We start from the raw sequence: 11,714 nt of genomic DNA, 5'->3' as shown, positions 1-11,714 counted from the left end.
ACGCGGATCTGGTGGATATGATTGGCGGGCGCACAGTCGGGCAGGAGGATTGCTCGACCGCGATTGCCAATCTTGCATTTTTCCGGCGCGAGGCCCTGACCGAACCCTGCGCCTGTCTGGTTGAACCCAGCGTCGTTCTCGTCGTCCAGGGCGCCAAGCAAATGCTGGTCGGCAACCAGGCTTATGCGTACGATACCGAGCGTTTCCTGCTCAACTCCCTGGATCTTCCCGCCCGCTCGCAAGTTCTCGACGCCAGCCCGGACAAGCCGTGCCTGGGGCTGGTATTCAAGCTCGATCTACGCGTCATGGCGGAATTGATCTCGCAGACCACCCTGCTGCCCCCAGGCGATCGCGCCACCGAGGCGAGCGCCGCTATCGGCACGATGACCCCGGCTTTGCTGGAGCCTTTCAGTCGCTTGCTCGCCTTGCTCGACGAGCCCGCTGACATTGCGGCGCTAGCGCCATTGATCGAGCGGGAGATCCACTATCGCCTGCTGAAGAGCGATCTGGCGGCGCGCCTATGGCAGATTGCCTCGGTGGGAAGCCAGAGCCGGCGGATCGCCCGGGCCATCGATTGGTTGAAGACGAATTACACCCAACCACTGCGCACCGCCGACCTCGCGGCTCACGTGCAAATGAGCACATCGAGCCTGCATCACTACTTTCGTCAGCTCACCGCGATGAGCCCCTTGCAGTACCAGAAATGGCTGCGGCTGGGCGAAGCGAGGCGCTTGATGCTCAATGAGGGGCTGGACGCGGCGGGCGCGGCGTTTGAAGTCGGCTACGAAAGCCCCTCGCAATTCAGCCGCGAGTACAGCCGTCTTTTCGGTGCGCCGCCCAAACGCGATATTCAATGCCTGCGTCTCTCCGCCGGCGACGCCAATGTCGATCCAAAATCCGTCACGGCGTGAACGACAGGATAACGCCTAGTAGCGCGGCCGGCCCGTCAGCCGATCGCGGGCGGCCACGGCGCGGCGGGCGGCGTCCTCGCGATCCGCGCCGAGCACCGTCATGTGCCCCATTTTGCGGCCCGGGCGGGCCTCGCTCTTGCCGTACAGATGCAGCTTGAGCCCCGGATCGCTCAACGCGGCCGTCCAATCCGGCGCCCCATCGGTCCAGAGATCGCCCAGCAGATTGACCATCGCCGACGGCGCCAACCGCGCGGTATCGCCCAGCGGCAGTCCACAGACGCTGCGCAGTTGTTGCTCGAACTGGCTGGTTGTACAGGCGTCGAAGGAAAAATGACCGGAGTTGTGCGGCCGGGGCGCGAGTTCGTTCACGCGTAACGTACCGTCGCGGCCGAGGAAGAATTCCACGCAGAGCACGCCGACCACGTCCAGCGCCTCCAGCACGCCGCGGGCGATGCGGATCGCCTCGTCGGCCACCGCCGGGTCCAGCACCGCATCGGGGATCGATACATCGAGAATATGATCGCGATGCCGATTTTCGACCACACCGTAGTGGGCGAACGCGCCGTCGGCGCCGCGCGCGGCGATCACCGAGACCTCGCTTTCGAAATCGACAAAGCCCTCCAGCACGGCCTCGCCGGCGCCGATCGCCGACCATGCCGTATCGGCCTCCCCGGGCGACTTGATCACGTACTGGCCCTTGCCGTCGTAGCCGAAACCCGCGGTCTTGAGAACGCACGGCGTACCCACGCGCTCGATGGCGCCGGTCAGCGTGTCGCGATCCGGCACATGTTCGAACGGTGCGGTGGGAAAGCCGGCATCGGCGAGGAAATCCTTCTCGCGACGACGATGCTGGGCGATATGCAGCACCCGGCCGTCCGGACGCACCGGCACATGCTCGGCGGCTGCGGCCGCGGCCTCGAACGGGACATTCTCGAATTCGAAGGTGATGACATCGACGCGCGACGCGAATTCGGCGACCGCCGCGAGATCCTGATAGTCACCCACGGCCTCGCGATCGGCAACCTGGCCCGTCGGCGTATCGGCGCCCGGCGAAAAGGTATGCACGCGATAGCCCATACGACGCGCGGCGAGCGCGAGCATGCGCCCGAGCTGGCCGCTGCCCAACACGCCGACCGTGGCCCCGGGAAGGATTATCGAACGGCAACCGTTGGCTAGGGTCATGACAACGTCTCGTTATGAACCTTATCGGCTTGCGCGGCGCGGAAATCGGTGAGTGCGCGGCGCAGCGGCTCGCGCGTGGCGGCAAGCTGCGCGATCGCGAACAGGGCCGCGTTTTTGGCGCCCGAATCGCCGATGGCGAAGGTCGCCGTGGGCACGCCGCCGGGCATCTGCACGATCGACAGCAGTGAATCGAGTCCGCTCAGCGCCCGGCTCTTCACCGGCACGCCGAGCACCGGGACCAGCGTCTGCGCCGCGACCATGCCCGGCAGATGCGCGGCCCCGCCGGCGCCGGCGATGATCGCTTCCAGGCCACGCTGTTCGGCGGTGGCGGCGTATTCGCGCATCAGATCCGGCGTGCGGTGGGCCGAAACCACCCGGCATTCATGCGGGATTTCGAAACGCTCGAGCATCTCGTGCGCATGGCGCATGGTGTCCCAATCGGACGTGCTGCCCATAATTACGCCGACGAGCGGCTTGTGTTCGGCCATCGTGTCTCCTGCGGAGCACAGAAAAGCCGCCTATTCTAGCAATAACGATGCCGCGTGCCCCGTCCTACGACCAATGACGGACCACTGCGCGCTGGGGCCTGTTGCCATATGAAGCGGCAGCAGGCTCTAATCCAGAACCACCAGCCGATTCGGCAGTTCGTCGCGTTCGTGGGTTGCCGGCACGGCCTGGGCCAGGCGTGCGCCGCAGGCTTCGACGCATTCCACGAATCCGGCCTCGGTCTCGCCCGCCGATACGCGCGCGGTGAAACGCTCGATGATGGCCGACCACGCGGCATCGTCGATATGTGCCGCCACGCCGTGATCGGTGAGGATTTCGACGTAGCGCTCGGCCTCGGCGACGAAAATGAGCACGCCGGTGGCCGCCGCGGTTCGGTGCAGTCTTTGTTCCAGGAACTGGCTGCGCGCCAGGGCCGCGGCGCGCGCATGTCGAAGGCCTTTCGGCACCAGCCGCGGCGTGACGGCCGGCAGTTGGAAGATCGCGCCCAGCACCACGAATACGCCCCATTGCACGAGCAGCAGCGTGCGCACGTCGAACCACGCCGGGAAGAAAATCACCAACCCGGGTAGCACCAGAGCCACCAGCGCGGCCCAGAACAAGCCGACCCAGCGGTATTCATCGGCCTGGCGCGCCACGACCGTGACCACCTCGGCGTCGGTATCGCGCTCGATTCGGGTGACCGCTTCCGCGACTGCCTGGCGCGCGCGTTGATCGAAAACTGTCATTGTTTACCAGCCCCCTGAAGCGCCGCCACCACCGAATCCGCCGCCACCGCCGGAGAAGCCGCCGCCCATGCCGCCGCCGAATCCGCCGGCGCCGCCACCGAAGCCGCCGCCCATGGGAATGAACAGCGGCATAAAGCCCCGACGGCGACGGCGCCCGCCGTGGCCACCGCCACCGCCGCCACTGAACAGGGCGATCATTCCGAAAATGAGGACGAAGAACATCAGCGTTAAGCCGAGCGACGGACGCCGATCGGCTTGTTGATGATGCTGGATCGCCTGCGCCGCCTGGTCGATCAGTTGCGACGGCGGCTTACCGCCCAGCAGTTGGACGATGGCCGCCGTGCCTTGCAGCACGCCGGCATCGAAATTGCCTTTCTTGAACGCCGGCTCGATGACTTGGTGAATGATCACCGACGATTTGGCGTCCGTGAGCCGGCCTTCCAGACCATAGCCGACTTCGATCCGGATCGCGTGCTCTTTCTTCGCGATGATCAGCAGCGCGCCGTTGTCTTTATTCTTCTGGCCGATGCCCCAGGCCCGGCCAAGCTGATAGCCGTAGGTTTCGATCGAATGGCCGCCGAGATCGGCCAGCGTGACCACCACGACCTGGTCGCCGTTGGCCTGCTCGAGCGCCGCCAACATGCGCGTGAGCCGGGTTTCCGCGTGCGCCGAGAGCATATTTGCGTTATCGACGACGCGGCCGGTGAGCTTCGGGAAATCCGGCTTGGCGCCGGCGTTGAACGCTACCGCGATCAGCGCCAACGCGACCAGCGCCACGAACCCCCGGCGCAAACCGCGCACCATCAAAACGACACCTCGGGCGCTTGGTTCGCATTCGGCGTCGACGCCTTGAAGTTGGCGTGCGGTTTCATGTCGCTATACAGCAGCCAGTGCCAGATCCGGCCGGGGAACGTCACCAGATCGGTGTTGTACTTCTGCACCGCCTGGATGTAATCGCGGCGGGCGACCGCGATGCGGTTCTCCGTACCCTCGAGTTGCGACTGCAGCGCCAGGAAATTCTGGCTCGATTTCAGATCGGGATAACGCTCCGATACTGCAAGCAACCGGCCAAGCGCTCCGGAAAGCTGATCCTGGGCCGCCAAATAGCGCTTGAGCTTGTCGGGATCGTCGATGGTGCTGGCATCGATTTGGATCGAGGTCGCTTTGGCCCGCGCCTGGGTGACCGCGGCCAGCGTTTTCCGCTCGTGCTTGGCGTAGCCCTTCACGGTGGATACCAGATTGGGAATGAGATCGGCGCGGCGCTGATATTCGTTTTGTACCTGCGCCCAGGCCGCCTTGACGGCCTGATTGTCGCGCGGAATGGTATTCACGCCGCACCCCGCGAGCAGCGCGACCAGCGCCAGCGCGACCAGCCAGCGGGCAGCGGTAAAACGAGGCGAGGCTAGGCGAGGCGCGACGAAAGCGGGATACGAAGCAGTCATAGAGCGCGAGTGTGGGTGATCACGCGCGGATATTAAAGGCAAACCCCTATCCTGTCAGATAACCGTCGCCGCCAGCCGGTCGCACACTGGGTCGAACCTACAACGAAAGCTGCGCCGTCGTCGGCTCGCTCGTGAACGGCGTCGCCTTGGCCAGCGCCATCCAGTGGCGGGTCTCCAGCGTATAGTCGCCGATCGGCGCGGCCCGGGCGATACGAAAACCCGCGTCCGGCGCATACAGCGCCACGCCATAGGCGGCCGGGATCTCGTCCGGTTCGGCGATGCCGTCGGCGATCACCAGATAGATCGAGGCGGCCAGTTCGCGATAGCGCTCGATCTTGGCGCCGCGCAATTCGCCGAGTAGGTCCGCGCGGCGCACCTTGACCTCGTGCACCTGCGGCGCGAGATGGTCGGCGCGCAGCCCGCGCACCAAGGAAAACACGTCCGGTTTACAGGAACGCCAGCGCCCTTCGTGTTCGGTGCGGACCGACAGCTCGGTGAACACCAGCCGCCCGGCCGAAGCCAGATGACGGGCCACGGCCTCGGTCGCTTCACTGTGGGCATTGCGCGCGCGCCGATTGCGTTCGAGCCCGTCGCCCAGCGCGTTGCGGCCGGCCTCGGTCAGGGTGAAGCAGCTGGCCACGTGCGCGCCGGGCCGCTCGACGATCAGGCCCCAGCGCAACAGATCGATATCCACGTTGTCGTGACAGGCCCAGCCCTGCGAGCGCCAGTAATGGCGCAGCCGGGCCGCGTGCCCGCGCGGCAGCGGCGACGGCGCGCCGCCGGGCTGGGCACACGCGTTCATGCCCGCGCCCGGCCGGCGTCGTCGACCCGGGCCAGGCTGGCGCGAAATACCAGCCACGCCATCAGCCCGGCGAGTATATTGCCGGCCAGTGCGCCGAGCGCGGTCGTGGTCATGCTGCCGGCCAGCACGCCGACGGCCACGCACGGTAGATAGCACACGAACAGTCGCGCGCAGGAGATCAGCATGGCGCGCAACGGCCAGCCGAGCGCGTTGGATGCCGAGACCACGATCATGCAGATGCCGAGCAGCGCGTAGCTCGGCAGCATGAAGCGGATCAGTTGCGCCAGATCGTGCTGCACGGTCGGGTCGCCGGTCAGCGCGCCGGCCGCCCAGGGCGCGGCGAGCGCCATGCCGATACCGAACACGGCCTGCCAGACCAGCGCCGCCTGCAACGCGATATGAGCAAGCGCCCGGATGCGCGGCCAGTTGTTGGCGCCGTAGCAATGCCCCAGCCAGGGCGGCAGCGACATGGTCAGGCCCAGCACCACCATGAGCGACATCGTCTCAAGCCGGCTGGCCAGCCCCCAGGCGGCGACCGCCGGATCGCCCAGCCTGGCGACCAGGCCGGTGGCGATGATCGCTGCGAGCGGCGGCATGAGCTGGCTGATCATCGCCGGCCCCGCGATGCCCGCGAACGGCCGCGTCGAGCGGCGCGCTTCGGCGCCCAACCCGGACATCGACAGCCAGTCCTGGCGCGCCAGCGGCCACGCCAGAATCACCAGCCCGATGACGAACGCGATGATGGTCGCGATCGCCGCGCCCGGCAGACCAAACCCGCCGATCGGCCCCCAGCCGAAGATCAGTAGCGGGTCGAGCGCCAAATTGCACAGGCTGGTCAGCACCATGAGCATGCCCGGCAGGCGCGTGTGATTGTGCGCCCGGAACAGCGTATAGCCGAAATACAGCAGCGCCGAAAGCCAGTTGGCGACGAGCTGGATCGCCCAGTACGGCGTGATCCGCGCCATAATTTGAGGGTCCGCGCCGAGCTTCGAGAAGATCAGGCCATGGGCGAACCAGAGCACCGCCGCAAGCGCGCCGGTAATCAAACTGCCGCCGATCAGCACCAGCGACCCCAGCCGGCGCGCGCGCTCGTACTCGCCGGCGCCGATGGCGCGCGAGATGAGCGCGGCGATGGCGATGCCGAGACCGACCTGAACCCCGATCATCAGGAACGTGACCGGAAAAGTGAACGACTGGGCCGCCAGCGGCGCGGTGCCCAGGCGCGCGACGAAGGCGGCATCGACCAATTGAAAGCCGAGCAGCGAGAGCACGCCGATCGCCATCGGCCAAGTCTGCGCGAACAGTTGGCGCCGCAACGACCACAGGCTTACGCGCGAAGCGGTATCCGACACGCGGGCCTCGGAAAAACAATGAAAACAGGCCGGCATTCTACGCCACGCCGCCCAGCGCGGCGGCGTGGCGCTTAAAATGGGTGGTTTGGCTGTACCGGACCGACCCATGCCCGACGACGCCCAAACACCATGGCCGCGCGCCGTCATCTTCGATCTCGACGGCACCCTGATCGACAGCGCGCCGGATATCGCCCGCGCGGTCAACCGCGCGCTGATCGATTACCGCATCGACATCGACGCCGCCACCGCGCGCCGCTTTCTCGGCGACGGCGCGCGCAAGCTCGTCGAGCGCGTGCTCGCGGCCCACGGCATCGCTCTCGACGAAACCACCGTCGAACGGCTCACCGAGCGGTTTTCGGCCTGCTACCGGGACGAGCCCTGTCGCGACAGCGTTGTCTTCGAAGGGGCCGCGGCGGCCCTGTGCGCGCTACAGGCGCGCGGCGTGCGCCTTGCCGTCTGCACCAATAAGCCGCGGGCGATCGCCGAACGCGTGATCGCCGCACTTGATCTCGAACCGTATCTCGATGTCGTCATCGGCGCCGGACAATACGCGCTCAAACCGGACCCAGCCCCGCTTTTCGCCGCGCTGAACGCGCTGGTGTGCGGCGCCGAGGAGGCCGTCTACGTCGGCGACATGGCGGTCGATCGCCAGGCCGGTCACGCCGCGGGGCTGCCGGTGCTATTGGCCGAGTTCGGCTATGCGGCCGAACCCGCGGCCGGTCTCGGCGCCGACGGCGTGCTGGAAGACTGGCACAAGATCACGGACGCGATCGCGGCGCTTCGCGTAATAGGTTGTTTCCGCGATTGATTCGCGCGGCGCACGGGTGTAAACAAAACAGCCACGGCATTTGGGCGCGGACTGGTTTTGGCCGACACCGCATTCACCGCTCGCGATTGGCCGGCCTGGCCCAGCTATGGCTTGGTCGACGATCTGCTGCCCGTACTCCGGCGCTGGGCGACCACCGACGACGCGGCCGTGCTGGCCACGCTGGTGCATATCAGCGGCTCTTCGCCCCGGCCGCTCGGCAGTGAAATGGCGATCAGCGCGAGTGGCGAGGCCGCGGGCTACGTATCCGGCGGCTGCGTGGAAGGCGCGGTGGCGGCCCAGGCGGCATCGGTGCTCGCCAACGGCACGCCCAAGATGCTGGATTACGGCGCCGGGAGCCCCGTGCTCGATGTCCAGCTCACTTGTGGCGGGCGCATCGGCATCTTCGTGCGTCGGATCGCCGATCTCGCCGCCTGGGTCGCCGAGCACGACGCCGCTCGGCGCGCGCGCCGCGATCTGTTCGTCGATATCGATCTCGACAGCGGCGACAGCGTGCTCCATCGCGAACCGCAGCGCGGTCCGCCGGCGCCGGGTTTTCGCCAGCACTACCTGCCGCCGAGCCGGCTCATGCTGGTCGGCGGCGATCCGGTGACGCTGGCGATCGGCGAGCTGGCCACCCTGCTCGGTATCGAGGTCGGCCTGCTCCGCCCTTACGGGCCGAGCGCGCCGCCGCCGGGGATCGCGCCCTGCCATTACGACACGCGCGCCCTAGCCGGCGCCCTGCCCGATCTGCCGCTGGATGCCTGGACCGCGGTCTACAGCCTGACCCACGATATGGCCGACGATCAGGCCGTGATCAGCCACGCGCTGCGCTCGCCGGCGTTTCGCGTCGGCGTGCTCGGCAGCCGACGCAAGGCCGATCAGCGGTTCGCGGAATTGCGCAAGGCCGGGTTCGAAGAGGCCGATCTGGCCCGGTTAAACCTGCCCGCGGGGATCGCCATCGGCGCGACCGGCCCGCGCGAAATCGCCTTATCGATACTGGCCGATATCACCGCGCACCGCCCGCGCCCGGTGCCGCGGGCATGAGCGTGACGGTCGTGCTCGCGGCCGGCCGGTCGCGGCGTTACGGCTGGTCGAACAAGCTGCTCGCCCGAGCCGGCGGCGAACCGCTGATCGCGATTACCGTCCGGCAAGTGCTCCGCGCGACCCGTGGCCCAGTATTGCTCGTTACCGATCATCAAGCGCCGGCCTTGCGCCGGGCGCTGAAAAGCCACGGCGTGCTCTCGAATCGGCTGCGTATCGTTTATGCCGCCGGCGCCCGCCACGACATGACGCGCTCGCGCGCTTTCGCTCTCGCCGCCGCGCCGCGTCTGGCAAGCGTGGTCCAGATTCATCTCGCGGATGTGCCCGTTTTCGATCGCCGCCTTGCGCATCGCCTATGGCGCGCGATCCACGGCGGCGCGACCGCTACGCGGCCGGTGTATCGCGGCCATCCCGGCCATCCGGTGTGTCTGTCGCGCGAGCGACTTAGCGGCCTTGTCGCCGGCAACGATCCGCAGCCGATACTGCGCTCGCTGCCGGCGACGGTTTGGCATCATATACAAGGACCGCCCGGCTGCGTGCGCGATATCGACCGCCGCCGGATGATGCGAGGTTTCAATCGCGCCGGCGCCGCAACCGGTATCGGAGGCGGCCTCCGGAGCCGTTTTTTTTTGCACTCCCGATTAAACCTTGGCGCAAAAACATTGTCATAGCGCTGGGATGCGGTTTGCCCGCCAATCGACGACAACAGACTCGGGACCCGGCAATGCACGTATTGATCATTGAAGACGATATCCCTCTTGCCACCCAAATCGGGGACACCATCGAAGCCGCCGGCGATGAGCCGGACTACGCCGACGACGAAGCGCTGGCCCTGCGCCTGTGCGAAATGAATCGTTACGATATCGTCGTAGTCGACAGCGCGTTGCCGCGCTGCGGTGTCGATGTCTTCTGCCAGCGGCTCAGACAGGCCGCGGGGCGTCCGACGCCGGTGCTCGCGCTGGCGGCCGAATCGTCGCTTCCCTGCGCGTCCGAGGAGTGCGGGCCGCACGCCTTCGCCCGGCGTACGGTGCAACCCCGTGATCTGCACCGCCAGCTGCGTGCGCTGATGACCGAATGCGGCTGCGGCTTGTCGCAGCTCAGCGCCGGTGAACTGCATATGGATCTGGAGCAAGGCAGCGTCTACTGCGGCCAAGTGCCGGTCGATCTGGCGCCGATCAGCTACCGAATCCTGGAACTGCTCGTTCGCGCCTGCCCCGGCGTGGTCACGCGCGACCAGATCGAAAAACAGATTTGGGACGGCAACCCGCCGGAATCCGATGCCGCGCTGCGCGGGCATATTCATCGACTGCGGCAACTGCTGGAACGCCCCACCGCGCGCCAGATGATTCGCACGGTGCACGGCGTGGGCTACCAGCTCGACGCCGCGCATTGACCGTTTTCGGTGGCAACAAGCGACACGACGCCGATCACGGCTGTGTCGCGCTCGAATGATCGGTTAGAATGCGCGCCATGCCGCCGTGGTGGAATTGGTAGACACGCTAGGTTTAGGTCCTAGTAGCCGAAGGGCTGTGGGGGTTCAAGTCCCTCCGGCGGCACCATGAATATCAATATATCCAGCCACTTACCTGAATATGTTGTAGTTAGTTATAAGCAAGTCCGGACGCGCTCGCCTGGACGTCCGCCCTGCTTGTCGGCGCTCTACGCCTCACCCAGAACCTCGCTCGGCACCATATGCGGATCGTCGAGTTCGGTGTTGGCGGTGTAGTCGATCGGGCAATCCACCAGCACCACGCCGCCAATCTCGAAGGCGTGCTCCAGCACTTCGGACAGAATGTTGTCTTCGGTATGCCGCAACCCGGTGGCGCCGTAGGCGCGGGCGTAGTCGACGAAGTCGGGATTACCGAACGACATGCCGAAATCGGCGAAACCGTCGCCGGCCTGTTTCCAGCGGATGAAGCCGTAGCCGTTGTCGCGCAGAAGCAGCACCACGAGATTCAATCCGAGACGAAAGGCGGTTTCCATGTCCTGGCTGTTCATCATGAACCCGCCGTCGCCGCAGATCGCCATCACGCGCCGGTCGGCGTGCACCATCTTGGCGGCCATGGCGGCCGCCAGACCCGCGCCCATGCTGGCGAGCGCGTTGTCCAACAGCACGGTGTTGTTGCTGTAAGCGGGATACATGCGCGCGAACCAGACCTTGTAGATGCCGTTGTCCAGGCTGATGATGTCGTCGCGGCCCATGATGGCCCGTACCTGCTGCACCACGCGCTGCGGCCGTGGCGGAAAACTGTATTCCGATTCGCTGACGTGCAGGCGTTCGGCCACATAGTCGTGTAGGCGGGTCATGCGCGGATTGTCGAAGCGCAGGCCATCGAGCCGGCCCGCCAGTGCGCTGAGCGTATTGGAAATATCGCCGACGACTTCATACGCCGGGCTGTAGTATTCATCCGGGTCGGCCGGCACGAAATCGATATGCAGGATGGTCTTGTCCTTGCTTTCGTTCCAGACCGAGGGTGGATATTCGACCATATCGTAGCCGAGCGTGATCACCAGATCGGCCTCGTCGATCGCCGTGTGCACGTAGTCGTGCTTGTGAATGCCCATGCCGAACAGGCTCTGCGGGTGATCGTCGGGCACCACGCCCTTGCCCATTTGGGTGCCGATCGCGTAAAGATTGAGGTTCTCGCAGAGCATGGTGAGCTGTTCGGTGATGCGCTTACGGTTGGCGCCGGCCGAGTAGACGATCACCGGCTGTTCGGCGTCGCGGATCATGCGCGCGGCCACGTCCAGCGCCTGCTCGTCGGCGTTCGGTCGGCGCAGGCTCACGCGCTTCTGCGGGCGCGCTGGTTCGATCGCCTCACCGGCGATATCCTCGGGCAATTCCAGATGCACCGCGCCCGGCCGCTCGGCCTCGGCGACCTTGAACGCGTGACGGATGCTGCGCGGGATCACGCCGCGTTTTTCCGCAGCTTGCGGCTGATGC

Annotated in this window: 13 protein-coding genes and 1 tRNA gene; 6 read left to right on the top strand and 8 right to left on the bottom strand. The window is 66.4% G+C overall.

Annotated features, from left to right (window positions below; genetic code table 11):
• The first annotated feature begins 8 nt into the window (after positions 1-8).
• The gene (locus tag VFJ08_RS14380) at positions 9-911 is read left to right on the top strand and encodes an AraC family transcriptional regulator (RefSeq protein WP_414707085.1); all 903 of its coding nucleotides are present in this window, start codon (positions 9-11) and stop codon (positions 909-911) included.
• A gap of 15 nt (positions 912-926) precedes the next feature.
• Here VFJ08_RS14380 and VFJ08_RS14375 read toward each other — a convergent pair whose 3' ends face one another.
• The 7 genes from VFJ08_RS14375 to VFJ08_RS14345 form a co-directional block, all read right to left on the bottom strand.
• On the bottom strand, positions 927-2,093 hold the full coding sequence (locus VFJ08_RS14375; protein ID WP_324997915.1) for a 5-(carboxyamino)imidazole ribonucleotide synthase: 1,167 nt from the start codon (positions 2,091-2,093) through the stop codon (positions 927-929).
• Positions 2,090-2,581 (bottom strand): 5-(carboxyamino)imidazole ribonucleotide mutase, encoded by a 492-nt coding sequence (purE, locus tag VFJ08_RS14370; protein WP_324997914.1) that lies wholly within the window; start codon positions 2,579-2,581, stop codon positions 2,090-2,092. Before purE ends, VFJ08_RS14375 begins: the two co-directional genes overlap by 4 nt.
• A 126-nt stretch (positions 2,582-2,707) precedes the next feature.
• Positions 2,708-3,325, bottom strand: coding sequence for a TPM domain-containing protein (locus VFJ08_RS14365; RefSeq protein WP_324997913.1), 618 nt, complete (start codon positions 3,323-3,325; stop codon positions 2,708-2,710).
• 3 nt (positions 3,326-3,328) lie between these two features.
• The gene (locus VFJ08_RS14360) at positions 3,329-4,129 is read right to left on the bottom strand and encodes a TPM domain-containing protein (RefSeq protein ID WP_324997912.1); all 801 of its coding nucleotides are present in this window, start codon (positions 4,127-4,129) and stop codon (positions 3,329-3,331) included.
• On the bottom strand, positions 4,129-4,767 hold the full coding sequence (locus tag VFJ08_RS14355) for a LemA family protein (protein WP_324997911.1): 639 nt from the start codon (positions 4,765-4,767) through the stop codon (positions 4,129-4,131). The genes VFJ08_RS14360 and VFJ08_RS14355 overlap by 1 nt, the downstream gene beginning before the upstream one ends.
• A gap of 97 nt (positions 4,768-4,864) precedes the next feature.
• Entirely contained in the window at positions 4,865-5,569 is a 705-nt protein-coding gene (locus VFJ08_RS14350) for a hypothetical protein (RefSeq protein WP_324997910.1), read from the bottom strand.
• Positions 5,566-6,921, bottom strand: a complete 1,356-nt coding sequence (locus tag VFJ08_RS14345; protein WP_324997909.1) for an MATE family efflux transporter — start codon at positions 6,919-6,921, stop codon at positions 5,566-5,568. Before VFJ08_RS14345 ends, VFJ08_RS14350 begins: the two co-directional genes overlap by 4 nt.
• A gap of 106 nt (positions 6,922-7,027) precedes the next feature.
• Here VFJ08_RS14345 and gph point away from each other — a divergent pair, with 106 nt between their 5' ends.
• From gph to VFJ08_RS14320, 5 genes are all read left to right on the top strand, one after another.
• Positions 7,028-7,729: a phosphoglycolate phosphatase gene (gene gph, locus VFJ08_RS14340; RefSeq protein ID WP_324997908.1), complete on the top strand. Its 702-nt coding sequence runs from the start codon at positions 7,028-7,030 to the stop codon at positions 7,727-7,729.
• Positions 7,730-7,786: 57 nt separating this feature from the next.
• Complete coding sequence (locus VFJ08_RS14335) at positions 7,787-8,773, top strand: XdhC family protein (protein ID WP_324997907.1); 987 nt, start codon at positions 7,787-7,789, stop codon at positions 8,771-8,773.
• Positions 8,770-9,441 carry a nucleotidyltransferase family protein gene (locus VFJ08_RS14330; protein WP_324997906.1) on the top strand — a complete coding sequence of 224 codons (672 nt, stop codon included), beginning with the start codon at positions 8,770-8,772 and terminating at the stop codon, positions 9,439-9,441. Before VFJ08_RS14335 ends, VFJ08_RS14330 begins: the two co-directional genes overlap by 4 nt.
• A gap of 53 nt (positions 9,442-9,494) precedes the next feature.
• Positions 9,495-10,163 carry a response regulator transcription factor gene (locus tag VFJ08_RS14325; protein WP_324997905.1) on the top strand — a complete coding sequence of 223 codons (669 nt, stop codon included), beginning with the start codon at positions 9,495-9,497 and terminating at the stop codon, positions 10,161-10,163.
• 79 nt (positions 10,164-10,242) lie between these two features.
• A tRNA-Leu gene (locus VFJ08_RS14320) sits at positions 10,243-10,329 on the top strand.
• A 100-nt stretch (positions 10,330-10,429) separates the two neighbouring features.
• On the opposite strand, the gene VFJ08_RS14315 is transcribed toward VFJ08_RS14320, so the two are convergent.
• Entirely contained in the window at positions 10,430-11,683 is a 1,254-nt protein-coding gene (locus tag VFJ08_RS14315) for an acetolactate synthase large subunit (protein WP_324997904.1), read from the bottom strand.
• Positions 11,684-11,714 lie beyond the last annotated feature (31 nt).

The organism is Salinisphaera sp. (genome assembly GCF_035690525.1).
In the GTDB taxonomy this organism is placed as follows: Bacteria; Pseudomonadota; Gammaproteobacteria; order Nevskiales; family Salinisphaeraceae; genus Salinisphaera.
The sequence above is the reverse complement of the archived record's forward strand: the minus strand, read 5'-3'. Positions and strand labels throughout refer to the sequence as shown.

What these genes read in the sequence shown, in the direction of transcription:
- VFJ08_RS14355 (WP_324997911.1), bottom strand. Translation starts at nt 4,767, where the DNA reads ATGACTGCTTCGTATCCCGCTTTCGTCGCGCCTCGCCTAGCCTCGCCT.
- VFJ08_RS14330 (WP_324997906.1), top strand. Translation starts at nt 8,770, where the DNA reads ATGAGCGTGACGGTCGTGCTCGCGGCCGGCCGGTCGCGGCGTTACGGC.
- purE (WP_324997914.1), bottom strand. Translation starts at nt 2,581, where the DNA reads ATGGCCGAACACAAGCCGCTCGTCGGCGTAATTATGGGCAGCACGTCC.
- VFJ08_RS14350 (WP_324997910.1), bottom strand. Translation starts at nt 5,569, where the DNA reads ATGAACGCGTGTGCCCAGCCCGGCGGCGCGCCGTCGCCGCTGCCGCGC.
- VFJ08_RS14375 (WP_324997915.1), bottom strand. Translation starts at nt 2,093, where the DNA reads ATGACCCTAGCCAACGGTTGCCGTTCGATAATCCTTCCCGGGGCCACG.
- VFJ08_RS14365 (WP_324997913.1), bottom strand. Translation starts at nt 3,325, where the DNA reads ATGACAGTTTTCGATCAACGCGCGCGCCAGGCAGTCGCGGAAGCGGTC.
- VFJ08_RS14325 (WP_324997905.1), top strand. Translation starts at nt 9,495, where the DNA reads ATGCACGTATTGATCATTGAAGACGATATCCCTCTTGCCACCCAAATC.
- gph (WP_324997908.1), top strand. Translation starts at nt 7,028, where the DNA reads ATGCCCGACGACGCCCAAACACCATGGCCGCGCGCCGTCATCTTCGAT.
- VFJ08_RS14360 (WP_324997912.1), bottom strand. Translation starts at nt 4,129, where the DNA reads ATGGTGCGCGGTTTGCGCCGGGGGTTCGTGGCGCTGGTCGCGTTGGCG.